Source organism: Rhizobacter sp. P5_A1 (assembly GCF_056400745.1).
Map to the genome: position 1 here is coordinate 146,347 of NZ_JBFUKR010000006.1, position 24,620 is coordinate 170,966.

The 24,620-nt window shown below is 69.9% G+C and carries 25 protein-coding genes; 18 read left to right on the top strand and 7 right to left on the bottom strand.

All coding sequences use genetic code 11. The annotated features are described in order from the left end of the window. Positions 1-7 precede the first annotated feature (7 nt). Complete coding sequence (locus AC1DTW_RS08695; RefSeq protein ID WP_477980639.1) at positions 8-715, bottom strand: hypothetical protein; 708 nt, start codon at positions 713-715, stop codon at positions 8-10. Positions 716-768: 53 nt separating this feature from the next. On the opposite strand from AC1DTW_RS08695, the gene AC1DTW_RS08700 reads away from it, so the two are divergent. The 9 genes from AC1DTW_RS08700 (at position 769) to AC1DTW_RS08740 (ending at position 9,778) form a co-directional block, all read left to right on the top strand. Then, positions 769-1,719 carry an ABC transporter permease gene (locus AC1DTW_RS08700; RefSeq protein WP_477980640.1) on the top strand — a complete coding sequence of 317 codons (951 nt, stop codon included), beginning with the start codon at positions 769-771 and terminating at the stop codon, positions 1,717-1,719. Next, positions 1,716-2,549: an ABC transporter permease gene (locus AC1DTW_RS08705; protein ID WP_477980641.1), complete on the top strand. Its 834-nt coding sequence runs from the start codon at positions 1,716-1,718 to the stop codon at positions 2,547-2,549. The genes AC1DTW_RS08700 and AC1DTW_RS08705 overlap by 4 nt, the downstream gene beginning before the upstream one ends. 5 nt (positions 2,550-2,554) lie before the next feature. Beyond that, positions 2,555-3,580, top strand: coding sequence for an ABC transporter ATP-binding protein (locus AC1DTW_RS08710; RefSeq protein WP_477980642.1), 1,026 nt, complete (start codon positions 2,555-2,557; stop codon positions 3,578-3,580). Beyond that, positions 3,577-4,368 carry an ATP-binding cassette domain-containing protein gene (locus AC1DTW_RS08715; protein ID WP_477980643.1) on the top strand — a complete coding sequence of 264 codons (792 nt, stop codon included), beginning with the start codon at positions 3,577-3,579 and terminating at the stop codon, positions 4,366-4,368. Before AC1DTW_RS08710 ends, AC1DTW_RS08715 begins: the two co-directional genes overlap by 4 nt. Before the next feature lie 49 nt (positions 4,369-4,417). Beyond that, positions 4,418-5,935 carry an ABC transporter substrate-binding protein gene (locus AC1DTW_RS08720; protein ID WP_477980644.1) on the top strand — a complete coding sequence of 506 codons (1,518 nt, stop codon included), beginning with the start codon at positions 4,418-4,420 and terminating at the stop codon, positions 5,933-5,935. 22 nt (positions 5,936-5,957) lie between these two features. After that, complete coding sequence (locus AC1DTW_RS08725; protein WP_477980645.1) at positions 5,958-7,358, top strand: amidase; 1,401 nt, start codon at positions 5,958-5,960, stop codon at positions 7,356-7,358. A 2-nt stretch (positions 7,359-7,360) separates the two neighbouring features. Then, a complete protein-coding gene (locus AC1DTW_RS08730; RefSeq protein WP_477980646.1) occupies positions 7,361-8,701 on the top strand; it encodes a tetratricopeptide repeat protein in 1,341 nt (446 codons plus the stop codon). A 16-nt stretch (positions 8,702-8,717) separates the two neighbouring features. Next, a complete protein-coding gene (locus AC1DTW_RS08735; RefSeq protein ID WP_477980647.1) occupies positions 8,718-9,050 on the top strand; it encodes a DnaJ family domain-containing protein in 333 nt (110 codons plus the stop codon). A gap of 143 nt (positions 9,051-9,193) precedes the next feature. Then, entirely contained in the window at positions 9,194-9,778 is a 585-nt protein-coding gene (locus tag AC1DTW_RS08740; protein ID WP_477980648.1) for a hypothetical protein, read from the top strand. Between the two features lie 4 nt (positions 9,779-9,782). Here the strand turns inward: AC1DTW_RS08740 and AC1DTW_RS08745 are convergent, their stop codons facing one another. From AC1DTW_RS08745 to AC1DTW_RS08760, 4 genes are all read right to left on the bottom strand, one after another. Continuing rightward, complete coding sequence (locus tag AC1DTW_RS08745; RefSeq protein ID WP_477980649.1) at positions 9,783-10,496, bottom strand: helix-turn-helix transcriptional regulator; 714 nt, start codon at positions 10,494-10,496, stop codon at positions 9,783-9,785. Between the two features lie 5 nt (positions 10,497-10,501). Beyond that, positions 10,502-10,879 (bottom strand): VOC family protein, encoded by a 378-nt coding sequence (locus tag AC1DTW_RS08750; RefSeq protein WP_477980650.1) that lies wholly within the window; start codon positions 10,877-10,879, stop codon positions 10,502-10,504. 73 nt (positions 10,880-10,952) lie between these two features. Continuing rightward, positions 10,953-12,581, bottom strand: a complete 1,629-nt coding sequence (gene glpK, locus AC1DTW_RS08755) for a glycerol kinase GlpK (RefSeq protein ID WP_477980651.1) — start codon at positions 12,579-12,581, stop codon at positions 10,953-10,955. Next, complete coding sequence (locus AC1DTW_RS08760) at positions 12,578-13,354, bottom strand: DeoR/GlpR family DNA-binding transcription regulator (RefSeq protein WP_477980652.1); 777 nt, start codon at positions 13,352-13,354, stop codon at positions 12,578-12,580. Before AC1DTW_RS08760 ends, glpK begins: the two co-directional genes overlap by 4 nt. 185 nt (positions 13,355-13,539) lie before the next feature. Between AC1DTW_RS08760 and glpD the strand changes: the two genes are divergently transcribed. The 8 genes from glpD to AC1DTW_RS08800 all read left to right on the top strand — a co-directional run bounded on the left by glpD (position 13,540) and on the right by AC1DTW_RS08800 (position 21,925). After that, positions 13,540-15,171 (top strand): glycerol-3-phosphate dehydrogenase, encoded by a 1,632-nt coding sequence (glpD, locus tag AC1DTW_RS08765; RefSeq protein ID WP_477980653.1) that lies wholly within the window; start codon positions 13,540-13,542, stop codon positions 15,169-15,171. Continuing rightward, entirely contained in the window at positions 15,162-16,250 is a 1,089-nt protein-coding gene (locus AC1DTW_RS08770; protein WP_477980654.1) for an ABC transporter ATP-binding protein, read from the top strand. Before glpD ends, AC1DTW_RS08770 begins: the two co-directional genes overlap by 10 nt. A 1-nt stretch (position 16,251) precedes the next feature. Next, positions 16,252-17,334, top strand: coding sequence for an ABC transporter ATP-binding protein (locus AC1DTW_RS08775; protein ID WP_477980655.1), 1,083 nt, complete (start codon positions 16,252-16,254; stop codon positions 17,332-17,334). Further along, complete coding sequence (locus AC1DTW_RS08780; RefSeq protein WP_477980656.1) at positions 17,331-18,215, top strand: carbohydrate ABC transporter permease; 885 nt, start codon at positions 17,331-17,333, stop codon at positions 18,213-18,215. Before AC1DTW_RS08775 ends, AC1DTW_RS08780 begins: the two co-directional genes overlap by 4 nt. Next, a complete protein-coding gene (locus AC1DTW_RS08785) occupies positions 18,208-19,020 on the top strand; it encodes a carbohydrate ABC transporter permease (protein ID WP_477980657.1) in 813 nt (270 codons plus the stop codon). The genes AC1DTW_RS08780 and AC1DTW_RS08785 overlap by 8 nt, the downstream gene beginning before the upstream one ends. 2 nt (positions 19,021-19,022) lie before the next feature. Beyond that, positions 19,023-19,331 (top strand): DUF2160 domain-containing protein, encoded by a 309-nt coding sequence (locus tag AC1DTW_RS08790; RefSeq protein WP_477980658.1) that lies wholly within the window; start codon positions 19,023-19,025, stop codon positions 19,329-19,331. Between the two features lie 81 nt (positions 19,332-19,412). Next, positions 19,413-21,146, top strand: coding sequence for an ABC transporter substrate-binding protein (locus AC1DTW_RS08795; RefSeq protein ID WP_477980659.1), 1,734 nt, complete (start codon positions 19,413-19,415; stop codon positions 21,144-21,146). Between the two features lie 71 nt (positions 21,147-21,217). Further along, positions 21,218-21,925: a hypothetical protein gene (locus AC1DTW_RS08800; RefSeq protein WP_477980660.1), complete on the top strand. Its 708-nt coding sequence runs from the start codon at positions 21,218-21,220 to the stop codon at positions 21,923-21,925. Between the two features lies 1 nt (position 21,926). Here AC1DTW_RS08800 and AC1DTW_RS08805 read toward each other — a convergent pair whose 3' ends face one another. Then, the gene (locus AC1DTW_RS08805; RefSeq protein WP_477980661.1) at positions 21,927-22,346 is read right to left on the bottom strand and encodes a hypothetical protein; all 420 of its coding nucleotides are present in this window, start codon (positions 22,344-22,346) and stop codon (positions 21,927-21,929) included. 135 nt (positions 22,347-22,481) lie between these two features. Continuing rightward, complete coding sequence (locus AC1DTW_RS08810; protein ID WP_477980663.1) at positions 22,482-23,171, bottom strand: TetR/AcrR family transcriptional regulator; 690 nt, start codon at positions 23,169-23,171, stop codon at positions 22,482-22,484. Between the two features lie 204 nt (positions 23,172-23,375). Between AC1DTW_RS08810 and AC1DTW_RS08815 the strand changes: the two genes are divergently transcribed. After that, complete coding sequence (locus AC1DTW_RS08815; protein WP_477980664.1) at positions 23,376-24,611, top strand: efflux RND transporter periplasmic adaptor subunit; 1,236 nt, start codon at positions 23,376-23,378, stop codon at positions 24,609-24,611. Positions 24,612-24,620: the final 9 nt, after the last annotated feature.

A 24,620-nucleotide genomic window follows, 5' to 3' on the forward strand; every position in this document is an offset into this window, starting at 1 on the left:
ACAGGCGCTACGGCGCCGGAGGAACCGCCCAGCGCTCCTCGTGCGAACCGGGTGGGCCGGGCCAGAAGCAGCACTTTGTCCAGGCCAGGCTCAGCAGCTCGCCGAGCGTCGTCTTCGCGCCGGCGCTGCTCGTCCACCAGCGCTGCGCGTCGTACTCGTGCGGCCGCGCCGCGAGCACGCCGACCTCGACCCGCTCGCCGAACGCCATCCGGTACACCAGCCAAGAGCGGCGCGCGTGCGCGCCGGCCGAATACAGGTCGACGGCGTCGAGCGCGAGGCCCTCGCCCTTCGCCCACTCGCGCACCATCACCGCGCTGAGGTAGCTGCGGTCCTGTGCCGACGCGGGTGCCGGCACCGCGATGATCGGCACCTCGGTCAGGCCGGCCGCGCGCAGGCGGTCGGCGCTGCGCAGCGCGTAGTTCTTCCAGCCGCCCGCGTCGAGGAGCGGGTCGATCGGCCCGCCGGCCGTCAGCACGCGCTCGTAGCGGCCGCGCCGCGCCGCGGCGACCGCCTGCTGCAGCTCGCTGCCGTCGAGCCAGCCTTCGACGATCAGCGTGCGCGCGCCGCGGCCGTCCGGCCCGCGGGCCGGCGATTCGGGTGCGAGCAGCGCATACGCCGAGCGGCCGAGCGCGAGCCCCGCTACCGCAGCGACCACGAGCAGCAGCAGCGCACCCCACAGCGTCGGCAGCCAGACCTCGCGGCGACGGAACAGCATCGGTCCTCCCCGGCGCAAAGAGCGCCTGCCCGGTTATCGGCCATGATATTGGCATGAGCATCTTTCTCCTGAAGCGCTGCGCGACCTTCGTCGCGACGCTGCTGGCCGCGTCGATCGTGATCTTCGCGGTCCAGGGCGTGCTGCCGGGCAATGCCGCGCAGGTGATGCTCGGCGAGTCGGCCTCGCCGGAGGCTGTGCAGGCGCTGTCGGTGAAGCTCGGCCTGGACCAGCCCGCCGCCGTGCGCTATGCGCGCTGGATCGCCGGCCTGCTGACCGGCGAGCTCGGCACCAGCGTCGCCTACGAAGCGCCGGTCACGCAGCTGATCGGCGAGCGCCTCGCGGTGACCGCGCCGCTGGCGCTGATGGCGATGACGCTGACGACGCTGATCGCGCTGACGCTGGGCATCTATGCCGCGTCGCGCCACAACCGGCTCGGCGATGTCGGCGTGATGGGCCTCAGCCAGCTCGGCATCGCGATCCCGAACTTCTGGTTCGCGATCCTGCTGATCCTGGTGTTCGCGGTGAAGCTGCAGTGGTTCTCGGCCGGCGGCTTCCCGGGCTGGGCCGACGACCCGTGGCAGGCGTTCAAGGCGCTGATCCTGCCGGCCGTCGCGCTGGCGGTCGTGCAGGCCGCGATCCTGACGCGCATCACGCGCTCGGCGGTGCTCGACGTGCTCGGCGAAGACTTCGTCCGCACCGCGCGCGCGAAAGGCCTGAACCGGCGCCAGGTGCTGTGGCGCCACGTGCTGCGCAACGCCTTCGTGCCGGTGCTGACGGTGATGGGGCTGCAGTTCGCGAGCCTGCTGACCGGCACGATCGTGGTCGAGAACGTGTTCTCGCTGCCGGGCCTGGGGCGGCTGATCTTCCAGGCGATCTCGAACCGCGACCTGCTCGTCGTGCAGAACGTCGTGATGCTGCTGGCCGCCGCGGTGATCGTGATCAACTTCATCGTCGACGTGCTGTACGCGGTGATCGATCCGCGGCTGAAGGTGCACGCGTCGTGAGCTTCTGGCAGCGCGCCGTGCGCCACAGGAGCTTTCTTCTCGGCGGCGTGCTGGTCGCGCTGCTGGTCGCGACCGCGCTGCTGTCGTTCGTCTGGACGCCCTACTCGTTCGCCGACCTCGACATCCCGAACAAGCTGCGGCCGCCGTCGGCCGCGCACTGGCTCGGCACCGACAGCCTGGGCCGCGACATCGTCTCGCTGCTGATCGTCGGCAGCCGCAACTCGATCGCGGTCGGGCTGATCGCGGTCGGCATCGGCATCGTGTTCGGTGTCGCGCTCGGGCTGCTCGCGGCGGCGCGGCGCGGCTGGGTCGAGGAGCTGGTGATGCGCTTCTCCGACTTTGCGTTCGCGTTCCCGGCGCTGCTCTCGGCGATCATGCTGACCGCCGTCTACGGTCCGGGGCTGACGACCGCGATCGTCGCGATCGGCATCTTCAACGTGCCGGTGTTCGCGCGCATCACGCGCGCCGCGGCGAACAGCGTCTGGTCGCGCGAGTTCGTGCTCGCGGCGCGCGCCTGCGGCAAGGGCGCGTGGAGCATCACCTGGCGCCACGTGCTGCCGAACATCGCCGCGGCGCTGATCGTGCAGGCGACGATCCAGTTCGCCGTCGCGATCCTGGCCGAGGCGGCGCTGAGCTACCTGGGCCTGGGCACGCAGCCGCCGATGCCGAGCTGGGGCCGCATGCTCAACGAAGGGCAGAACCTGATGTACCAGTCGTGGCTGCTCGCGGTCTGGCCGGGGCTGGCGATCGTGCTGTCGGTGCTCGGGCTGAACCTGATGGGCGACGGGCTGCGCGACCTGCTCGATCCGCGGCTCGCGCGGCAGCGCTGACGACGATGGCAGCACGGCACAATGAAGCGGTGCTGACCCCCGCGCCGCTCCTGGACGTCACCGATCTTCGGGTCACGCTGAACACCGCGCGCGGCCCGGCCGACGCGCTGCGCGGCATCGACCTGCGGCTCGACCGCGGCGCAACGCTCGGGCTGATCGGCGAAAGCGGCTGCGGCAAGTCGATGACGGCGATGGCGATCATGGGCCTGCTGCCGGCCGGCGCGCAGGTCAGCGGCAGCATCCGGCTCGGCGGCCGGGAGCTCGTCGGCCTCGACGACGACGCGATGTGCGCGCTGCGCGGCGACCGCATCGGGATGGTCTTCCAGGAGCCGATGACCGCGCTGAACCCGCTGCACACGATCGGCGAGCAGATCGCCGAGCCGCTGACGCTGCACCGCGGCATGGCCCGCGGCGCCGCGCGCGCCGAGGCGCTGCGACTGCTGGAGCGCGTGCGCCTGCCGCAGGCCGCGCAGCGCCTGGACGCCTACCCGCACCAGCTCTCGGGCGGGCAGCGCCAGCGCGTGACGATCGCAATGGCGCTGGCCTGCGGGCCGGATCTGCTGATCGCCGACGAGCCGACGACCGCGCTGGACGTGACGATCCAGCGCGAGATCCTCGAGCTGATCCGCACGCTCGTCGACGAGAGCGGCATGGCGCTGCTGATGATCAGCCACGACCTGGGCGTGATGGCTCGCACCGTCGCGCGGCTGCAGGTGATGTACGGCGGCACCGTGGTCGAATCGGGGCCGACCCGCGAGGTCTTCGCGCACCTCGCGCATCCGTACACGCGCGGCCTGTTCGCGGCGCGGCCGCGGATGGGCGCCGCCAAGGTCGACGGCCGGCGGCCGCGCCTCGCGACGATTCCGGGGCGCGTGCCTGAGCTTGTCGACATGCCGGCCGGCTGCCCGTTCGCCGACCGCTGCGCGTGGGTCATCGACGCCTGCCGTGCAGCCCCGCCGCCCGCTATCGTCGTCGGCCCGGCGCATGCCGCAAGCTGCATCCGCGTCGACGACCCGGAGTTGCGCCAATGAGCGACGCATTGTTGGAGGTGCGCGATGTCGTCAAGCGCTACCGCCTGCCGCGCGAGCGCCTGTTCGAGCCGGCGCCGGTCGTCGAGGCGTTGCGCGGCGTCAGCTTCGCGATGCAGGCCGGCCGCAGCCTCGGGATCGTCGGCGAGTCGGGCTCGGGCAAGTCGACGCTGGCGCGCCTGGTGATGGCGCTCGAAGCGCCGAGCGCGGGCAGCGTGCGGCTGCTCGGGCGCGACCTGCATGCGCTGTCGCACGCCGAGCTGCGCGACGCGCGGCGCGATTTCCAGATGGTGTTCCAGGATCCGTACGGCTCGCTCGACCCGCGCCAGCGCGTTGGGCGCATCGTCGCCGAGCCGCTGATCGGTGTCGATGCGGCGGGCACGCGCGCGCGCGTCGCCGCCTCGCTCGACGCGGTCGGACTGCGCGCGACGGATGCCGACAAGTTCCCGCACGAGTTCTCCGGCGGCCAGCGCCAGCGCATCGCGATCGCGCGCGCGCTGATCACGCGGCCGAAGCTGATCGTCGCCGACGAGCCGGTCAGCGCGCTCGACGTCTCGGTGCAGGCCCAGGTGCTGAACCTGCTGGCCGACCTGCAGCAGCAGTTCGGCGTGACCTACCTGTTCATCAGCCACGACCTCGCGGTCGTCGACCACGTCTGCGACGACATCGCGGTGATGCATGCGGGGCTGATCGTCGAGTACGGCCCGACCGAGCAGGTGCTGCAGCGGCCGGCGCACGCGTACACCCGGACCCTGCTCGCGGCCGTCCCCGACACGGCCGCGTTCCGCTAGAGTCGATTCCGCCCGAAGACGAACGAATCCCCGCCCCAGGAGTGTGCTGATGACGAAGTCGACCCCCCGCCCCGCCACGACCGCGCTGCTGGCGCTGCTGTCAGTCGCCGCCGCGGCCGCATTCACGGCGCCCGCCGCTCACGCGCAGACGGCCAAGGACAGCGCGGTGCTCGGCATGATCCTCGAGCCGGCGCCAGGCCTCGACCCGACGATGGCCTCGGCCGCGGCGATCGGCGAGGTCGTGCACTACAACGTGCTCGAGGGCCTGACGAAGGTCAACATGGACGGCAGCATCGCGCCGCTGCTCGCCGAGAGCTGGAGCGTCGATCCCGACGGCCGGAGCTACACCTTCAAGCTGCGCCGTGGCGTGAAGTTCAGCGACGGCGAGGCCTTCGATGCCAGCGACGTGAAGTTCAGCTTCGAGCGCGCGAAGGCGCCGGGCTCGACCAACAAGGCCAAGAAGGCGGTGTTCGACAACATCAGCCGCGTCGACACGCCCGATCCGTTCACGGTGATCGTGGTGCTGAACCAGCCGGACGGCAATTTCCTGTTCCGCATGGGCGAGAACACGGCCGTGATCCTCGACCCGAAGAGCGCGTCCACCACCGCGACCAGGCCGATCGGCACCGGGCCGTTCAAGTTCGACAACTGGGCCAAGGGCGCCGCGATCACGCTGGTGAAGAACGAGGGCTACCGCAGCCCGGCGACGATCAGGCTGAAGAAGGTCACGTTCCGCTTCATCAACGACCCGGCCGCGCAGGTCGCGGCGCTGCTCGCCGGCGACGTCGACGCGATGCCGCGCTTCGGCGCACTGCAGAGCCTGAAGCAGTTCCAGGGCGACGCGCGCTTCGCGGTCACGCCCGGCGGCACCGAGTGCAAGACCATCGTCAGCATCAACAACAAGAAGAAGCCCTTCGACGACCTGCGCGTGCGCCGCGCGCTGGCCGCGGCGATCGATCGCAAGGCCGTCATCGACGGCTCGCAGGAGGGCCTCGCGAAGCCGATCGGCAGCCACATGGTGCCGACCGACGCCGGCTACGTCGACCTGACCGCGCTGAACCCGTACGACCCCGAGAAGGCCAAGGCGCTGCTGAAGGAGGCGGGGGTCGCGACGCCGCTGAACGTGACCTTGACCTTGCCGCCGCCGCCGTACGCGCGCCAGGGCGGCGAGATCGTCGCGGCGCAGCTCGCGAAGGTCGGCGTGATCGCGAAGATCGAGAACGTCGAGTGGGCGCAGTGGCTGTCGGGTCCGTTCAAGGGCAATTTCGACCTGACGATGATCTGCCACGCCGAACCGCTCGATTTCGACCGCTATGCCGACCCGGCCTACTACTGGGGCTACAACTCGAAGGCCTTCAACGAGCTGTTCGCGAAGTACAACGGCACGACCGACCCGAAGGGCCGGCTGAAGCTGATCGGCGACATCCAGCGCCAGCTCGCGACCGATTCGGTCAACGTCTACCTGTACCAGCTGCCGCAGTTCGCGGTCGGCAAGAAGCAGCTGAAGGGCCTGTGGAGCAGCTCGCCGATCTTCGCGAACGATCTGGCGGCGCTGTCGTGGCAGTGACCGGCAGGGCGGTGACCTCGCCATGAGCTCGCTGCAGGATCTCGGCGCCGTCGAGCTGCTCGCCGGCTACCGCGACCGAACCCTGTCGCCGGTCGAGGTCGTGCGCGACGTGCTCGCGCACATCCACGCCTGGGAGCCGCACCTGCACGCGACCTACGCGCTCGAGGGCGACGCGGCGCTGGCGCAGGCCGAGGCGTCGCAGGCGCGCTGGGCACGGGGCGCCCCGCTCGGCGCGCTCGACGGCGTACCGGTCACGATCAAGGAGAACATCGCGACCCGCGGCGTGCCGGTGCCGCTCGGCACCGCCGCGACCGAGCTCGTGCCGGCCGCGGCCGATGCGCCGCCGGCCGCGCGGCTGCGTGAGGCCGGCGCGGTGATCCTCGGCAAGACGACGATGCCGGACTACGGGATGCTGTCGTCCGGCCTGTCGAGCTTTCATGCGCTGACCCGCAACCCCTGGGACCTGAACCTGAACCCGGGCGGCAGCAGCGCCGGTGCTGCCGCTGCCGCCGCGGCCGGCTACGGCCCGCTGCACATCGGCACCGACATCGGCGGTTCGGTGCGGCTGCCGGCCGGCTGGTGCGGCATCTTCGCGCTGAAGCCTAGCCTCGGGCGCATTCCGATCTTCCCGCCGTATGCCGGCCGTGTCGCCGGGCCGATGACGCGCACGGTCGCCGACTCGGCGCTGCTGATGGCGACCTTGAGCCTGCCCGACGCGCGCGACACGATGAGCCTGCCGTACCAGGCGATCGAGTGGCAGCGGCTCGACCGCGACCTCAAGGGCCTGCGCATCGCGCTGCTGCTCGACGCCGGCTGGGGCCTTCCCGCGCAGGCCGAGGTGCGCGCCGCGATCGAAGCGGCGGCGCGCACGTTCGAGGCCGCCGGTGCGATCGTGACAAAGATCGCGCCGTTCATGACGCGCGCGATGATCGACGGCATCGACGACTTCTGGCGCACCCGCTCCTGGCTCGACATCAGCGCGCTGCCCGAGGCGCGCCGCGCCAAGGTGCTGCCCTACATCACCGAATGGGCGCGCGGCGGCGCGGGGCTGTCGGGCGAGCGCGTCTTCCGCGGCTACAGCATGATGGGCGCGATGCGCGAGGCGGCGGTCGCCGCCTGCCGGCCGTTCGACATGCTGCTGTCGCCGACCGCGCCGATGCCGGCGTTCCCGGCCGCGCATGCCGGCCCGACCAACGACCCGGCGGCGCCGTTCGAGCACATCGCGTTCACGCTGCCGTTCAACATGAGCGAGCAGCCGGCCGCGAGCATCAACTGCGGCTACACGGCCGGCGGCCTGCCGATCGGGTTGCAGATCGTCGGCCAGCGTTTCGACGACCTCGGCGTGCTGCAGGTCGCCCGCGCGTACGAGCAGCTGCGCCCGCCGCAGCGCGCGTGGCCGACGCCACCCCCGCGCCCCAGCTGACCATGCCGCCCCTGCTCGACCCGCGAGGCAACGCCGTCAGCACGCGCTCGGCCGAGGCGCTGGCGGCGACCGAGCGCGCGCTGTGGCAGATGATGTCGTTCTACGGCACGCCGATCGACGAGCTCAACGCGGCCCATGCCGCCGACCCCGACTGGCCGCTGCCGCTGCTGATGCATGCCGGCTTCCTGCTGAGCCTGACCGAACCGTCGCTGACCCCCGGCGCGCGCGCGCTGCTCGAGCGCGCCGAGCCGATGATCCCGCGCGCGAACCACCGCGAGCGCGATCACCTGGTCGCGCTGCACACGCTGCTCGCCGGCGACTGGCACGGTGCCTGTCGCGAGTGGGAGGCGCTGCTGCTGCAGCAACCGCGCGATGCGCTCGCGCTGCAATGGGCACACCTGTTCGATTTCTACCGCGGCGATGCCGCCAACCTGCGCCAGCGCGTCGCGCGCGTGCTGCCCGAATGGGACGAGCGTGACGCGCTGTATCCCTACGTGCTGGGCCAGTACGCGTTCGGCCTCGAGGAGTGCCGCCTCTATGCGCAGGCCGAAGAGACCGGCCGGCGTGCACTCGCCGGCGCGGCGAAGGTCCCGTGGGCGATCCACGCGGTCGCGCACGTGATGGAGATGCAGGGCCGATACCCCGAGGGCGCCGCGTGGATGATGCAGTGGCATGGCGACTGGGCCGCGGGCAACGGCTTCGGCGCGCACCTCGGCTGGCACCAGGCGCTGTTCGCGCTCGAAGCAATGGATTGCGCCGAGGCGCTGCGCCTGTTCGACGCGCACCTGCGCAGCGACGAATCACAGATCACGCTGCAACACCTCGACGCCTCGGCGCTGCTGTGGCGGCTGCACCTGCTCGGCACCGACGTCGGGCCGCGCTGGGGCGCACTCGCAGCGCGCTGGGACACGTCCGATCACGCCGCCGGCCTCTACCCGTTCAACGACCTGCACGCGCTGATCGCGCTGATCGGCGCCGGCGAGCTCGGACGCGCGCAGACCTGGGTGCGCCAGGTCGCGATGCACGCCGAGCGCAGCGGCGGCAGCAACCGCGCTATCGCGCGCGATGTCGGCGGCCCGCTGATGCGCGGGATGCTGGCCTTCGCGAACGCCCGCTACGACGACGCAATCGAGACCCTGTACCCCGTGCGCGCGCTCGCGAGCCGCTTCGGCGGCAGCCAGGCGCAGCGCGACCTGATCGACCAGACGCTGTTGGCCGCCGCCGCGCGCGCGACGGACAAGTCGGTCGGCCGTGCGCTGCTCAACGAGCGCCGCCTGGCCAAGCCGAGCACGCCGCTGACCGAGCATTGGGCCGGTCGCCTCGGGCTGCGCCGCACAGGCTGAACGAAGGAGGAGCGAGATGGCCACGATCGACGAGCAGATTGCGCAGAGCTTGCGCGACGCACAGCGCAGCGGCGAGTTGCAAGCGGCACCGAGCTGGGGCAAGCCGCTCGACCTCGCCGACGGCTACGCGCAGACCCCGGAAGAACTGCGCATGGCCTTCAAGGCGCTGAAGGACGCCGGCTTCGTGCCACCCGAGGTCGAGACGATGCAGCAGATCGCCGCGCTGCGCGCACAACTCGCCGCCGCACCCGATGCCGCCGACGCCGAGGCCCTGCGCATCCGCCTGAGCGAACTGCAGCAGCACCTCGCGCTGCGGCTCGAGAAGCTGCGCAGCAGCGGCAGCCTCTGAAGCGCCTGGTCCAGATGCGACAAGCATCACGCCGCGCGGCCCAGCACGCGCGCGGCGAGACATATGCACTCCCGTGGATCGAGGTGGTCCGCTACGGTCGCAGCTGGAAGAATTCGCAGCCACGAACTCTGCTGCACGACCACATGCTCAACGACCTCAAAACGCAACTCGGCAGCTCGATGCAGACGATGCGCGCGTTCCTGCAGCGCCCGATCGGCGTCCGGCGCGGTGGCCTCGGCACGCCGGCCCGCAGCGCGCGCTCGCAGGCCCGCGAAGCGCAACGCCAGCGAGTGCGCCAGATGCGGCGCGACCTGTACCAGCTGATGCAGCAGCACCCCGACTCGCGCCAGCTGATGCGCCACCTCGATCTGGTCGAGCGCACGCTGCGCAACCAGGGCTACGCCGCGGTCGAGGCGCTGCCGGTGCGCGTGATCGCGAAGGCCCTGACGCAGCTCGAGCGGCTGGTCTGGGACTGGACGCCCGCGGGCCTGGCCGAGCTGCGCTCGCGCATGGCGGTGACGATCAAGACCCGCAAGTCCGAAGCTGCGCAGGAAACCCCCGGCAGCACCACCGCGCCCGACTTCGCCGCGAACCCGCAGCAGCACCATCACAGCGCCGACAGCCCCGACGTGACCGAGCTCGACCACGCGGCGTTCGAAGAGATGGAGCGCAGCTGGGCCGGGCGCATGCCCGACGCCGCGTCGGTGCCGGCCCACGTGCAGCGCTGATCGTTCAGGCGCTGCCGTCGCGCTCGGCGCGCTCGGCGCGCTCGGCCTCGACGGCGCGGAACAGATCCGCCAGCGTCTTGCCCGGCTCGTCGCGAAAGCGCGTGTCGAGCACCGTCAGGCTGGTGATGCGGTCGACGCGAAAGCTGCGAAACCCCTCGCGTGCCTGGCACCAGGCCGCCAAGGTCCAGACCGAACTCCAGTAGAAGCAGCCGAGCGGCCGCACGACGCGCTCGCTGCGCTGTTCCTTCAGATCCCGATAGGCCAGCTGCACCGCGTGGCGCGTCTCGGCCGCGACGCGCAGCGTCTCGAGGCGCTGGCGCGTCGCGACATCGGGGCCGAACGGCGGCGCGTAGACCGCCAGGTTCTCGGCCGCCGCGCGCGCCGCCGGCGGCAGCACCGCGAGGATCTTCGACAGCGCGCCCTCGGCGTGCCGCCCGAGGCCGACATCGAGCCGCGACTGCGCGAGCCGCACCGAGGCGACCAGCGCCTGCGCCTCGTCTTTCGTGAACATCAGCGGTGGCAGGTCGAAACCCGTGTTCATCCGGTAGCCGACGCCGGCCTCGCCCTCGATCGGCACGCCCTGCGCCATCAGATCGGCCACGTCGCGGTAGACGGTGCGCTCCGACACCTCGAGACGCTGCGCCAGGAACGCGGCCGTGCTCAGGCGCCGGCCGCGAATCAGCTGGACGAGTTCGAACAGGCGCTCGGCACGGCGCATGCCGGTCAGCGCAGCGCGTGCAAGCCGACCCGGTTGCCTTCGGTGTCGATGATGTGCGCGAAGCAGCCCATCTCGCCGGGCAGCTCGACCTTGTGCTTCGCGAGCAGGCCGCCGGCCGCCTCGAGGCGGTCGAGCACCGCGTCGAGCGACGCACCGGCGTTCAGGTAGACCATCGTGCCGCGGTCGGCCGGGCGCGGTGCCGTCGCGCCGGCGATCAGGCAGCCGCCGACGCCCGCCTCGTCGTAGCCGAACACGCCGAGCTCGTTCTCGCCCATCGCCTCGCGGCGGATCGAGGTCGCGAGCAGCTTCTCGTAGAAGGCCTGGGCGCGAGCCATGTCGGTGACGGGGATCTCGAACCAGTTCAATGCGCTGCGCTTTTCCATGGATGACTCCTGCTGGGTTGTTGGGAGCCGCGATGCTGCGCGACCCCTCCTGACAACGTTGTGTCAGCAGCCGTCAGGCGGCGACGGTCTGGCGCACCGCATGCTCCCAGTTCGCCATCAGCTCGCCGGCGCGCTCGCGCGACAGGGTCGGGTGAAACGTGCGCTCGACCTTCCACTGCGCCGCGAGCTCGTCGAGCCCGCGGTACAGGCCGCAGGACAAGCCGGCGAGGTAGGCTGCGCCGAGCGCGGTGGTCTCGATCACCTGCGGCCGCACGACCGGGATGCCGAGCAGATCGGCCTGGAACTGCATCAGCAGGTTGTTGACGCAAGCGCCGCCGTCGACGCGCAGTTCGGTGATGCCGCTGGGCGCGGTTCCGGTGACGCCCCCGGCTGCCATCGCGTCGCGGCTCATGGCCTTCAGGAGCGCGGCGCTCTGGAACGCGATGCTCTCGAGCGCCGCGCGGGCGATGTGCGCGACCGTGCTGCCGCGCGTCAGGCCGACGATCGCGCCGCGCGCGTCGGCGTTCCAGTACGGCGCGCCGAGGCCGGTGAAGGCCGGCACGAACATCACGCCGCCGCTGTCGGGCACGCTCTCGGCCAGCGACTGGACCTCGCCGCTGCCCTGGATCGCGCGCAGGCCGTCGCGCAGCCACTGCACGACCGCGCCGGCGATGAACACGCTGCCTTCGAGGGCGAACTCGGGGATCCACGCCGGCGCCGGGCCGCCCCAAGGCGGCGTGACGCCCCCCTGGGGGGCCGGCGCATCGCGCCGTGGGGGCTTCAGGTTCAGCTGCGCGGCACTGGTCGTGATCAGGCCGTTCGTCGAGGTCTGGAACTGTGCGCCGGTGTGCATCAGCATGAAGCAGCCGGTGCCATAGGTGTTCTTCGCCAGGCCCGCCTTGAAGCAGGCCTGCCCGAACAGCGCGCTTTGCTGATCGCCGGCGACGCCGCCGATCGGCACGCTCGCGCCGAACAGTTCGGCGCGCGTGCTGCCGAACTCGTGGCTCGACGGATGCACCGACGGCAAGACCTCGCGCGGCACGTCGAGCAGCGCCAGCAGTTCGTCGTCCCATGCGTTGTCGTGCACGTTCAGCAGCATCGTGCGCGATGCGTTGGTGACATCGGTCGCGTGCAGAGAGCCCGTGCGCGTGGCGTCGCTGCCGCCACCGGTCAACATCCACATCAGCCACGAATCGACGGTACCGAACGCGAGCTCGCCGCGCTGCGCAGCGGCGCGTGCGCCGGGCGCATGGTCGAGCAACCACTTCAGTTTCGTGCCGGAGAAGTACGCGTCGACGATCAGCCCGGTCTTCGCGCGAAACGTCGGCTCGAGCCCGCGCTCGCGCAGCGCCGCGCAGGTCGGCTCGGCACGCCGGTCCTGCCAGACGATCGCGTTGTACACGGGCTCACCGGTCTTGCGATTCCACAGCAGCGTCGTCTCGCGCTGGTTCGTGATGCCGATCGACGCGATCTGCGCGGCGGTCAGGCCGGCCTTCGCGAGCGCCTCGCGCGCGGTCGCGAGCTGCGTGGTCCAGATCTCCTTCGGGTCGTGCTCGACCCAGCCCGGCCGCGGGTAGATCTGGCGGAATTCGCGCTGCGCCATCGCGACGATGCGCCCGTGCGCATCGAACACGATGCTGCGCGAGCTCGAGGTGCCTTGGTCGAGCGCCAGCAAGTGGGTTCGTGGGCTTCGATTCGTCATGGACTGTCCTCGGTGCAGGTCACACAGTTCACGCCCGCCTGCGCGAGCAGCGCCGGAAACGGCGCTGGCGGCGACGCGTCGGTGAACAGCATATCGATCTGGTCGAAGCGTGCCAGTTCGACCATCGCCGGCCGGTTGAACTTGCTGTGATCGGCCGCGACCCAGACCTCGCGCGAGTGCTCGATGATCGCCCGCGCGACCTTCACCTCGCGGTAGTCGAAGTCGCGCAAGGTGCCGTCGGCCTCGATCCCCGAGATGCCGATCAGCCCGATGTCGACCTTGAACTGCTGGACGAAATCGACCGTCAGCTCGCCGACGATACCGCGGTCGCGCGAGCGCACGATGCCGCCGGCGACGATGACCTCGCACTCCGGGTTGCCCGACAGGATCGCCGCGACATTCAGGTTGTTCGTGATCACGCGCAGCCCGCGGTGGTGCAGCAGCTCGCGTGCGATCGCCTCGGTCGTCGTGCCGATGTTGATGATCAGCGAGCAGCCCGCCGGAACCGCCGCTGCGACCGCGCGCGCGATGCGCTGCTTCGCGTGCTCGTTCAGCAGCTGGCGCTGCAGGTACTCGATGTTCTCGGTCGTCGAGCTCGGCACGCGCACGCCGCCGTGGAAGCGCGCGAGGAGTCCCGCGTCGGCGAGCAGCTTGACGTCGCGGCGCACCGTCTGCAGCGTGACCGCGAGCCGCTCGGCGAGCGCCTCGACCGACATCGAGCCGCGTGCCCGCACCTCGTCGAGCAACAGCGATTGGCGTGGATTCGGGGTCATGGGCAGGGGCGTGAACGGACCGGAGAGCAGCGTAGCGGGCCGTCGGCGTTGCACCATCGCGGTTATCTCGCTTGCGCTTCGTGAACTGTTTTGATAAAAAGAGAAACCAGACAGACATAAAACGAACCCAAACGAACCAAAGCAGCGTGCTTGATGTTTCGTTTGGCACCCGTCGAGGAGACCCGTTGAATCCATCCCGCCCGATCGGCGAGCCGCCAGGCTCGCCCGACGCCGCGCCTCGCCCGCCCACCGAGGCGTGCGACGTGCTGGTCGTCGGCGGCGGCATCAACGGTGTCGGGATCGCGCGCGACCTGGCCGGGCGCGGCCACAGCGTGCTGTTGTGCGAGGCCGACGACCTGGCGCAGCACACCTCGTCGTCGTCGACGAAGATGATCCACGGCGGCATCCGCTACCTCGAGTACTACGAGTTCTCGCTGGTGCGCAAGGCGCTGGCCGAGCGCGAGGTGCTGCTGAAGAGCGCGCCGCACATCATCCGGCCGCTGCGGCTCGTGATGCCGCACGATCCGAGCATGCGGCCGGTCTGGATGATGCGGGTCGGGCTGTTCCTCTACGACCATCTCGCCCGGCGCGAGGTGCTGCCCGCCTCGACGACGATCGATCTGCGCCGCGGCCCGATCGGCGAGCCGCTGAAGCCCAAATACAGCAAGGGCTTCGTCTACTCCGACGGCTGGGTCGACGACGCCCGGCTGGTCGTTCTGAACGCCGTCGACGCCGCGGCGCACGGCGCCGAGGTGCTGACGCGCTGGCGCTGCATCGAGGCCTTGCGCACGGCCGGCGGCTGGCGCGCGACGCTGCAGGCGCGCGACGGCGAGCGCCGCGACGTGACGGCCCGCGCGCTGGTCAACGCGGCCGGACCCTGGGCCGCGCAATTCCTGCGCGAGCACGCGCACCTGGCCGATCCGAAATCGCTGCGCCTGGTCAAGGGCAGCCACATCGTCGTGAAGAAGCTGTTCGAGCACGATCACGCGTACGTCCTGCAGAACCCCGATCGCCGCATCATCTTCGTGATCCCGTACGAAGGCGACTTCACGCTGATCGGCACCACCGACGTCGAACACCACGGCCCGCTCGGCGAGGCACGGATCGACGCCGCCGAAACCGCCTACCTGTGCGAGCAGGCGAGCCGCTACATGAAGCAGACGATCACGCCGGCCGACGTGGTCTGGAGCTACTCCGGCGTGCGCCCGCTGCTCGAGGACGAAGCCAGCGACGCCGCCGCGGTGACGCGCGACTACCAGCTCGAGCTCGACACCGCATCGCAATCGGCGGCGCCCTTGCTGACCGTCTGGGGCGGCAAGATGACGACCTTCCGCAAGCTGGCCGAGGAAGCCGCCGACATGCTCGCCGCGACGCTCGGCGCGAGTCGCGGCGCGTGGACGCGCGGCGCGATGCTGCCCGGCGGCGACCTGAGCGGCTGGATCGGCGCGGCACAGCGGCCCGACACCGACATCGCGCGCTTCACGCAGGCGCTTGCGCAACGTCACCCCGAGTTGTCGGCCGCGCTGGCCGCGCGCCTCGCTCGCGCCTACGGCTCGCGTGTCGAGCTGCTGCTGCGCGACGGCCTGGGCGCCGAAGTCGCGCCCGGTTTGTTCGAGGCCGAGCTGCACTACCTGCACGAACACGAGTGGGCGCGCGGCGCCGACGACGTGCTGTGGCGCCGCAGCAAGCTCGGCCTGCACCTGACGCCGGCCCAGCGCGCCACGGTCGCCGGATGGTGCGCATCGCACTGGCCCGACGCGATCGCGCCGGCCATGGCCCCAACGCGATCGACGACGGAGACCCCCGCATGGAACTGAAGCTCGAACGCATCGAGCAGCGTGTGGGCGCCGCCGTCCACCTGTACCCGCTCGACCTGACGCTGGTGCCGCTCGCGGTGACGGTGCTGCTCGGCGCGACGCAGTCCGGCAAGACCACGCTGATGCGCGTGATGGCCGGGCTCGACAAGCCGAGCCAGGGCCGGGTGCTCGCCGACACGGTCGACGTGACCGGCCAGCCGGTGCGCGACCGCAATGTCGCGATGGTCTACCAGCAGTTCATCAACTACCCGTCGATGACGGTCGCCGACAACATCGCATCGCCGCTGAAGCTGCGCAAGGACGCACCGAGCCGCTCGGCGATCCGTGCGCGGGTCGCCGAGCTCGCCGCGAAGCTGCACATCGAGCCGTTCCTGAAGCGGCTGCCGGCCGAGCTTTCGGGCGGGCAGCAGCAGCGCGTCGCGCTGGCGCGTGCGCTGGCGAAGAACGCGCCGCTGATGCTGCTCGACGAGCCGCTCGTGAACCTCGACTACAAGCTGCGCGAGGAGTTGCGCGACGAGCTCTCGCAGCTGTTCGCGAGCGGTCAATCGACCGTCGTCTATGCGACCACCGAGCCGACCGAGGCGCTGCTGCTCGGCGGCTACACCGCGGTGCTCGATGCTGGCGAACTGCTGCAGTACGGGCCGACCGCCGAGGTCTTTCGCCGGCCGCGCTCGCTGCGCGTCGCGCGTGCGTTCAGCGATCCGCCGATGAACCTGATCCAGGGTCGGGCGCACGAGGAGGGCGTCGACCTGCCGGGCGGCGTGCGCCTCGCGCTGGCACTGCCGGCCGGGCCCGCCGGCGCGCGCGACGCCGCGCTGACGGTCGGCGTGCGCGCCGGTGCGTTGCGCGTCGTGCCGCGCGGCGGCGACCTGGCGCTGCCGGGGCTCGTCGAGCTGGCCGAGATTGCCGGCTCCGACACGTTCGTGCACGTCGCAACGCCGATCGGCGAACTCGTCGCGCAGCTCACCGGCGTGCACGTGTTCACGCTCGGCGCGGCGCTCACGCTGCACCTCGATCCGGCGCAGGCCTACGTCTTCGACGCCGCCGGCGACCTGCTCGTCGCCCCTGAGAGCAACTGACATGGCCCGCATCGACCTCGACCTCGCGCACGCCTACAAGCGCAACCCGCAGCGCGACGAAGACTATGCGCTGCTGCCGCTGAAGATGAGCTTTGACGACGGCGGCGCCTACGCGCTGCTCGGGCCCTCGGGCTGCGGCAAGACGACCTTGCTGAACATCGTCTCGGGCCTCGTGAAGCCGTCGCACGGCAACGTCAGGTACGACGGCGTCGACGTCAGCGCCCAGACACCGCAGCAGCGCAACATCGCGCAGGTGTTCCAGTTCCCGGTCATCTACGACACGATGACGGTGGCCGAAAATCTGGCCTTCCCGTTGCGCAACCGTGGGGTTGCATCCGAGAAGATCAAGGCGCGCGTCGGCAGGATCGGCGAGATGCTCGAGATGAGCCACCAGCTCGACATGCGCGCCGCCGGCCTCGCCGCCGACGCGAAGCAGAAGATCTCGCTCGGCCGCGGCCTGGTGCGCGAGGACGTCAGCGCGGTGCTGTTCGACGAGCCGCTGACCGTCATCGATCCGCACCTGAAGTGGCAGCTGCGGCGCAAGCTCAAGCAGATCCACCACGAGCTGAAGCTGACGCTGATCTACGTCACGCACGATCAGGTCGAGGCGCTGACCTTCGCCGACCAGGTCGTCGTGATGACACGCGGCCGCGCGGTGCAGATCGGCAGCGCGTCGGCCTTGTTCGAGCGGCCGGCGCACACCTTCGTCGGCCACTTCATCGGCTCGCCGGGAATGAACTTCCTCCCGCTGCAGCGCGATGCCGCCGGCGTGTCGGTCGCGGGCGTCGCGCTGCGCGCACCCGACGGCGCCGCGACGCTGGGGGTGCGCCCCGAATACGTGACGCTCGCCGCCGCCAACGCCGACGGCGCGCTGTCGGCCGTCGTGACGCAAGCCCAGGACATCGGCACGTACTGGCTGCTGAGTGCGCGCGTCGGCGTCGACGGGCCGGTCGTGCGCGCGCGACTGAGCGCCGAGCAACGCGCGCCGAAGGTCGGCGACGCGATCGGGCTGGTCGTCAGCGGCCCGCACACCTGTTTCTACCGCGACGACCAGACGCTGATCCCGATGGAGGGGAACGCATGAAACCCGTGAACCAGAAGGCCTGGCTGCTGATCCTGCCGGTCGTGCTGTGCGTCGCGTTCTCGGCGATCCTGCCGCTGATGACGGTCGTCAACTACTCGGTGCAGGACATCATCTCGCCCGAGCGCCGCGTCTTCGTCGGCACCGAGTGGTTCAAGTCGGTGATGCGCGACGATGACCTGCAGGGCGCGCTGGCACGCCAGATCGCGTTCTCGTTCGCGGTGCTGGTGGTGGAGATTCCGCTCGGCATCGTGCTCGCGCTGTCGATGCCGGCGAAGGGCTGGCGCTCGTCCGCGGTGCTGGTGCTGGTCGCGATCTCGCTGCTGATCCCGTGGAACGTGGTCGGCACGATCTGGCAGATCTACGGCCGCACCGACATCGGCCTGTTCGGCGCCGCACTCGCGCAGCTCGGCATCTCGTACAGCTACACCGGCAACGCGCGCGACGCCTGGCTCACCGTGCTGCTGATGGATGTCTGGCACTGGACGCCGCTGGTCGCGCTGCTGTGCTTCGCCGGCCTGCGCGCGATTCCCGACGCCTATTACCAGGCCGCGAGCATCGACGGCGCCTCGAAGTTCGCGGTGTTCCGCTTCATCCAGCTGCCCAAACTGCGTGGCGTGCTGATGATCGCCGTGCTGCTGCGCTTCATGGACAGCTTCATGATCTACACCGAACCGTTCGTGCTGACCGGCGGCGGGCCCGGCAACGCGACGACCTTCCTGTCGCAATACCTGACGCAGAAGGCGGTGGGCCAGTTCGACCTCGGCCCGGCCGCGGCGTTCTCGCTGATCTACTTCCTGATCATCCTGCTGCTGTGCTTCATCCTCTACAACTGGATGCAGCGCGTCGGCACCGCTGACAAATCGGGAGCCGAGCATGGATGAGCGGCGCTACAAGAAACGCGGCGTGTTCCTGGTCCTGTACCTGGTGTTCGCGATCCTGCCGGTGTACTGGATGATCAACATGTCGTTCAAGACGAACGAGGAGATCCTGTCCACGTTCAGCCTGTGGCCGCAGCATTTCACGACCGACCACTACCGCACGATCTTCACCGACGTGTCGTGGTACTCGGGCTACATCAACTCGATGATCTACGTGGCCATCAACACGGCGATCTCGCTGCTCGTCGCGCTGCCCGCCGCCTACGCGTTCTCGCGCTACAGCTTCCTCGGCGACAAGCACGTCTTCTTCTGGCTTCTGACCAACAGGATGACGCCGCCGGCCGTCTTCCTGCTGCCGTTCTTCCAGCTCTACACGACGCTCGGGCTGATGGACACGCACATCGCGGTCGCACTTGCGCACCTGCTGTTCAACGTGCCGCTCGCGGTGTGGATTCTCGAAGGCTTCATGAGCGGCATCCCGCGCGAGATCGACGAGACCGCGTACATCGACGGCTACTCGTTCCCGCGCTTCTTCCTGACGATCTTCATCCCGCTGATCAAGGCCGGCGTCGGCGTCGCGGCGTTCTTCTGCTTCATGTTCAGCTGGGTCGAGCTCCTGATGGCGCGCACGCTGACGAGCGTCAACGCGAAGCCGATCGTTGCGGTGATGACGCGCACCGTCAGCGCCTCGGGGATGGACTGGGGCGTGCTCGCCGCAGCGGGGGTTCTCACGATCGTGCCGGGCGCGATCGTGATCTGGTTCGTGCGGCACTACATCGCCAAGGGCTTCGCGATGGGGAGGGTCTGATCATGTTCGACTGGATGGCCTGGACCCTGCCGGTGGCGGTGTTCTTCTGCAGCATCGTGCTGATGCTCGTCGGCATGACGGTCTGGGAGCTCAAGGCGCCGACCGTCGAGCGCAAGGGCTTCCTGCCGATCCGCACGACGCGCGGCGATCGCCTGTTCATCGGGCTGCTCGTCGCGGCCTACATCAACCTCGCGTTCGTCGCGGTCAGCGAAAAGATGATCACGTGGTTCGGGCTCGAATCGGAGCCGTCGATCTGGATCAGCTTCGGGCTCTCGATGCTCGTGCTCGCGCTGATCATGCGCAAGGGATAGTTTTCATGGCAAAGGTGCGCAGCCGTTCCTTCCCAGCCGCGCGCCACCTCATCAACGGGAAGAGACCTTCAGGAGACTTCAATGAAATTGCGCTTGAATGCTGTGGCCCTGGCCGCCGCCGCTCTGGTCATCGGCCAGGGCGCGTGGGCCGACGAAGCCGCCGCGAAGAAGTGGATCGACGCCGAGTTCCAGCCGTCGACCTTGAGCAAGGATCAGCAGACGGCCGAGATGAAGTGGTTCATCGATGCCGCGAAGAAGCTCCAGGCCAAGGGCGTCAAGGAAATCTCGGTTGTCTCCGAGACGATCACGACGCACGAGTACGAATCGAAGACGCTCGCGAAGGCCTTCGAAGAAATCACCGGCATCAAGGTCAAGCACGACATCATCCAGGAGGGTGACGTGGTCGAGAAGCTGCAGACCTCGATGCAATCGGGCAAGTCGATCTACGACGGCTGGATCAGCGACTCGGACCTGATCGGCACGCATTACCGCTACGGCAAGATCATGGCGCTGTCGGACTACATGGCCGGCACCGGCAAGGAGTGGACGAACCCGGGCCTGGACGTCAAGGACTTCATCGGCACGAGCTTCACGACCGCGCCCGACAAGAAGCTCTACCAGCTGCCCGACCAGCAGTTCGCGAACCTGTACTGGTTCCGCGCCGACCTGTTCGCGCGCCAGGACCTGAAGGACAAGTTCAAGGCCAAGTACGGCTACGACCTGGGTGTGCCGCTGAACTGGAGCGCCTACGAAGACATCGCCGCGTTCTTCAGCGAAGACGTCAAGACGATCGACGGCAAGCCGATCTACGGCCACATGGACTACGGCAAGAAGGACCCGTCGCTCGGCTGGCGCTTCACCGACGCGTGGCTGTCGATGGCCGGCACCGCCGACATCGGCATCCCGAACGGCCTGCCGGTCGACGAGTGGGGCATCCGCGTCGCCGACGACAAGTGCACGCCGGTCGGCGCCTCGGTCTCGCGCGGTGGCGCGACGAACTCGCCGGCGGCCGTCTATGCGCTGACGAAGTACGTCGACTGGATGAAGAAGTACGCGCCGAAGGAGGCCACCGGCATGACCTTCGGCGAAGCCGGCCCGGTGCCCGCGCAGGGTCAGATCGCGCAGCAGATCTTCTGGTACACCGCGTTCACCGCCGACATGGTGAAGCCGGGCCTGCCGGTCGTGAACGCCGACGGCACGCCGAAGTGGCGCATGGCACCGGGGCCGAACGGCCCGTACTGGAAGCAGGGCATGCAGAACGGCTACCAGGACGTCGGCTCGTGGACCTTCTTCAAGGACCACGACGCGAACCGCACCGCTGCGGCCTGGCTCTACGCGCAGTTCGTGACGAGCAAGACGGTCTCGGCGAAGAAGTCGGCCGTTGGCCTGACCTTCATCCGCGAGAGCGACATCCAGCATGAGTACTTCACGAAGAACGCCAACAAGTTCGGCGGCCTGATCGAGTTCTATCGCAGCCCGGCGCGCGTCGCGTGGACGCCGACCGGCACCAACGTGCCCGACTACCCGAAGCTGGCGCAGCTGTGGTGGAAGAACGTGGCCGTCGCGGTGACGGGCGAGAAGACACCGCAGGCCGCGATGGACAACCTCGCCGAAGAGATGGACCAGGTGATGGGCCGCCTCGAACGCGCCGGCATGGCGCACTGCGCGCCGAAGCTGAACCCGAAGGGCGCGCCCGAGAAGTGGCTCACCGACAAGGGCGCGCCGTGGAAGAAGCTCGCGAACGAGAAGCCGAAGGGCGAGACGATCGCCTACGACACGCTGCTGAACGCGTGGAAGGCGGGCAAGGTCCGCTGAGCTCCGGCACGCGCTGAGCGTGCCTCGCCCTGCCGATCCCGCTCGATCGGCAGGGCGTCATTCCTTGTTGCATGAACATCCACTTCCGCTGCGACCCGGCGCTGATCGATATGCTGCCGCGGCCGGTTCCGGCGCGGGCAGCGCTGCCCGACTGGCTGCGCCGGATGGCACCGCGCGTGCCCTCCGAGGTCCACCAGCGCAGCATCCGCACCGTCAAGCAATGCCCGCCGTTCGTCGACGCGATGTCGCACGGATTCATGATCCTGCTGCCCTGCGATGTGACGGTCGATGCGGGCCGGTTCAGCTGGGACTGGCCACTGCCGGCGCTGACCGTCGCTGGCCACCCGCGCGCGCCGCTGAGTTTTCACGTGCCCGAGCAGGTTGCGGGATCGCCGCTGGCGCGCGGCACACAAGCGGCCGTCAAGTTCAACAGCTTCTGGACGATCGCGCTCGAACCCGGTTGGTCGCTGATGGCCGGGCATCCGATCAACCGCGACGACCTGCCGTTTCGGACCGTCACCGGCCTGGTCGATGCAGACCGCTTCAACGAGGTCGGCATCAACTTCCCTGCGATCTGGACCGAGCCGGCGTTTCGCGGCGTGCTGCCGCGCGGCACGCCGGTCGCGCAGTGCTTCCCGGTGCCGCGCGAGCCGCTCGCGCTGGTGTGCGAGCCGATGTCGGCGCCACGCGCGCAGAGCTACGAAACGCTGGCCGCGAAGATCATGAGCGGCCCCGGCGTCTATCGCAAAGGCTACCGCGGCAAGCGCGGCGGCGCCTGAGCTACGCAGGCATGGCGCGAAGCGCGGCGCGCAGTTCGCTCAGATCGAGCCACACGCGGCCGACGTTCGGCGCTGCGAGCGCATGAGCGATGCGACCGAAGCTGTCTTCGCGCGAGCGATAGGCGCGGCCATACGCGCGCATCGCCGCGTCGATCTCGCCGCGCTCCTGCAGGGCGATGCCCAGGTTCACTTCGGCCTCGACATGCTCGGGTGAAAGCAGAAGCGCCTCGCGCAGCGCCTGTTCCTCGCCGGCGGCATCGCCCGCGTCATGCCGCACCAATGACAGCTGAAACCATGCGTCGGCGCCAATGCGCAAAGTCGGAGGATGTTCCGGCCGGAGCGCGAGGCTCGCCTGCGCCAAACGCACGGCGGAGGCCGCGTCGCCTTCCTGCAGACTGATCACCGCGAGCAGCTGCTGCACCGCCGGATGCGGCGGATGCGTGGCTGCGGCCTGCTCGCACAGCACGCGTGCACGCGCGCGCTGGCCGGCGTTGACATGCTGGATCGCGAGGCCGAGCAGCGCTTCGACCGGGGCCGCAGCCGGCGCCATCGCGGCTCAGCGAGCGACCGCGGCGCGGCGCGTTGGCGTCGCCTTGACCGCGTTGGCCGGCACCGGCCATGAGCGCATCGCCATCTCGACGCTGCGCAGCAGGCTCGCACGCGTCGCGCCGTCTTTCGCCTGCATCGACATGCCCTGGTAGACGGTCGCGTAGAAATTCGCGAGTGCGCCGGCGTCGGTGCTGCGCGGCAGCTCGCCTTCGTCGATGCCGCGCTGGATGCGCGCCTGCATGTTCGCGACGCCGAGTGCGCGGCGCTTCGCGAGCGCGGTCTGGATGTGCTCGGCAGCGACCGAGCAGTTCGTCGCAGCCATCACCATCATGCAACCGAGCGGGTGGCAGTCTTGCGTCAGCTCGTCGGCCGCTTCGTTCAGCAGGCGGTGGATCGCGCGCCGCGCGGTCGGCTCTTCGTCGAGCGCGCGCTGGCCGAAGCCGCCCGGGCCCTTGCCGTAGCGCTCGATCGCCTCGAGGAACAGGTGCTCCTTGTCGCCGAACGCGGTGTACAGGCTGGGCGGCGTGATGCCCATCGCGGCGGTCAGGTCGCTGATCGACGCGGCCTCGTAGCCGTGCTCCCAGAACACGTGCATCGCGCGGTCGAGCGCGGTGTCACGGTCGAAGGACAGCGGGCGTCCGCGGGGTTTCGGTGCGGCGCCGCAGCAGCTCGCCGTTGTCTCGGGGGTCTTTTTCATATCGATCGCTAATAAATCTCTTGACGAGCTCTTGTGCGATGGCTACATTGTGCCACATGTCGTAGCGTTCACTACGTAATTTTCTGACCCGGCCCCGGGCCCCAAGTTCCCACGCGATGCAGTCGCCGAAACGCTCGTTTCGGCAAGGCGGGCGGAGCTGTTTTCGGCTCGCGGCCGGGCACGCGAAACAACCAAGGAATCATCATGTCGAAACCTCTTCCGCTCCCGACCCGCCGCCGCCTCTGGGTTGCCGGCACCACGCTGACCGCCCTCACCGCGATCGCAACCGCGGTGTTCAGCCTGCGCACGACGACCGCGACCGCCTCGCCATCGCCCGAAGCGCCGGCCACGCCGGTCTCGGTGGCGATGGTCGTGAACAGCGATGTCGCGACCTGGGACGAATTCTCCGGCCGCCTCGAAGCCGTCGAGCGCGTCGACATCCGCTCGCGCGTGGCCGGCACGGTGCAAGCGGTGCACTTCCGCGAAGGCGCGCTGGTCAAGAAGGGCGATCTGCTGCTGACGATCGACCCGGCGCCGTACGCCGCCGATGTCGAACGCGCCGAGGCGCAGGTCGCCGCCGCGCAGGCGCGCCAGTCGTACACCCGCAGCGAGTACGAGCGCGCCCAGCGCCTGCTCGACGAGCGCGCGATCGCGCAACGCGAGGCCGACGAACGCATCAATGCGCAGCGCGAAGCCGACGCGAACCTGCGCGCCGCGCAGGCCGCGCTGCAGACCGCGCGCCTGAGCCTCGGCTACACGCAGGTGCGCGCGCCCGTCGCCGGCCGCGTCGGGCGGCTCGAGGTCACGGTCGGCAACCTGGTCGCGGCCGGCCCCGGCGCGCCGGTGCTGACGACGCTGGTCTCCGTCAGCCCGATCTACGCAAGCTTCGATGCCGACGAGCAGATCGTGACGCGCGCGTTGCGCGGCCTGCAGGGTGAGGCGAAGGGCGGGGGCGCGAGCGCGCGCACGCAGCTCGAGAAGATCCCCGTCCAGATGGGCACCGCGGCAACCGCCGACACGCCGTTCACCGGCCACCTGCAACTCGTCGACAACCAGGTCGACGCGAAGAGCGGCACCGTGCGCGTGCGGGCGGTGTTCGACAACGCCGATGGCAGCCTGATCCCGGGCCAGTTCGCGCGACTGCGCATGGGCCAGGTCAAGAGCAGCGCGGCGCTGCTGGTCAACGAGCGCGCAGTCGGCACCGACCAGAACAAGAAGTACGTGATGGTCGTGGGCGACGACAACAAGGCCGCGTACCGCGAGGTCACGCTGGGCGCGAACGTCGGCGGTCTGCGCATCGTGACGACCGGCCTGAAGGCGCAGGAGCGCGTGATCGTCAACGGCCTGCAGCGCGTGCGCCCCGGCGCGCTGGTCGCGCCGCAGCCGGTGGCGATGGAAATCAAGGCCGAGGCCGCGCCCGCCACCGCGCCGCGCTCATAAGAACAGAAA

What these genes read in the sequence shown, in the direction of transcription:
- AC1DTW_RS08695 (WP_477980639.1), bottom strand. Translation starts at nt 715, where the DNA reads ATGCTGTTCCGTCGCCGCGAGGTCTGGCTGCCGACGCTGTGGGGTGCG.
- AC1DTW_RS08700 (WP_477980640.1), top strand. Translation starts at nt 769, where the DNA reads ATGAGCATCTTTCTCCTGAAGCGCTGCGCGACCTTCGTCGCGACGCTG.
- AC1DTW_RS08710 (WP_477980642.1), top strand. Translation starts at nt 2,555, where the DNA reads ATGGCAGCACGGCACAATGAAGCGGTGCTGACCCCCGCGCCGCTCCTG.
- AC1DTW_RS08715 (WP_477980643.1), top strand. Translation starts at nt 3,577, where the DNA reads ATGAGCGACGCATTGTTGGAGGTGCGCGATGTCGTCAAGCGCTACCGC.
- AC1DTW_RS08720 (WP_477980644.1), top strand. Translation starts at nt 4,418, where the DNA reads ATGACGAAGTCGACCCCCCGCCCCGCCACGACCGCGCTGCTGGCGCTG.
- AC1DTW_RS08725 (WP_477980645.1), top strand. Translation starts at nt 5,958, where the DNA reads ATGAGCTCGCTGCAGGATCTCGGCGCCGTCGAGCTGCTCGCCGGCTAC.
- AC1DTW_RS08730 (WP_477980646.1), top strand. Translation starts at nt 7,361, where the DNA reads ATGCCGCCCCTGCTCGACCCGCGAGGCAACGCCGTCAGCACGCGCTCG.
- AC1DTW_RS08735 (WP_477980647.1), top strand. Translation starts at nt 8,718, where the DNA reads ATGGCCACGATCGACGAGCAGATTGCGCAGAGCTTGCGCGACGCACAG.
- AC1DTW_RS08740 (WP_477980648.1), top strand. Translation starts at nt 9,194, where the DNA reads ATGCTCAACGACCTCAAAACGCAACTCGGCAGCTCGATGCAGACGATG.
- AC1DTW_RS08745 (WP_477980649.1), bottom strand. Translation starts at nt 10,496, where the DNA reads ATGCGCCGTGCCGAGCGCCTGTTCGAACTCGTCCAGCTGATTCGCGGC.
- AC1DTW_RS08750 (WP_477980650.1), bottom strand. Translation starts at nt 10,879, where the DNA reads ATGGAAAAGCGCAGCGCATTGAACTGGTTCGAGATCCCCGTCACCGAC.
- glpK (WP_477980651.1), bottom strand. Translation starts at nt 12,581, where the DNA reads ATGACGAATCGAAGCCCACGAACCCACTTGCTGGCGCTCGACCAAGGC.
- AC1DTW_RS08760 (WP_477980652.1), bottom strand. Translation starts at nt 13,354, where the DNA reads ATGACCCCGAATCCACGCCAATCGCTGTTGCTCGACGAGGTGCGGGCA.
- AC1DTW_RS08770 (WP_477980654.1), top strand. Translation starts at nt 15,162, where the DNA reads ATGGAACTGAAGCTCGAACGCATCGAGCAGCGTGTGGGCGCCGCCGTC.
- AC1DTW_RS08775 (WP_477980655.1), top strand. Translation starts at nt 16,252, where the DNA reads ATGGCCCGCATCGACCTCGACCTCGCGCACGCCTACAAGCGCAACCCG.
- AC1DTW_RS08780 (WP_477980656.1), top strand. Translation starts at nt 17,331, where the DNA reads ATGAAACCCGTGAACCAGAAGGCCTGGCTGCTGATCCTGCCGGTCGTG.
- AC1DTW_RS08785 (WP_477980657.1), top strand. Translation starts at nt 18,208, where the DNA reads ATGGATGAGCGGCGCTACAAGAAACGCGGCGTGTTCCTGGTCCTGTAC.
- AC1DTW_RS08790 (WP_477980658.1), top strand. Translation starts at nt 19,023, where the DNA reads ATGTTCGACTGGATGGCCTGGACCCTGCCGGTGGCGGTGTTCTTCTGC.
- AC1DTW_RS08795 (WP_477980659.1), top strand. Translation starts at nt 19,413, where the DNA reads ATGAAATTGCGCTTGAATGCTGTGGCCCTGGCCGCCGCCGCTCTGGTC.
- AC1DTW_RS08800 (WP_477980660.1), top strand. Translation starts at nt 21,218, where the DNA reads ATGAACATCCACTTCCGCTGCGACCCGGCGCTGATCGATATGCTGCCG.
- AC1DTW_RS08810 (WP_477980663.1), bottom strand. Translation starts at nt 23,171, where the DNA reads ATGAAAAAGACCCCCGAGACAACGGCGAGCTGCTGCGGCGCCGCACCG.
- AC1DTW_RS08815 (WP_477980664.1), top strand. Translation starts at nt 23,376, where the DNA reads ATGTCGAAACCTCTTCCGCTCCCGACCCGCCGCCGCCTCTGGGTTGCC.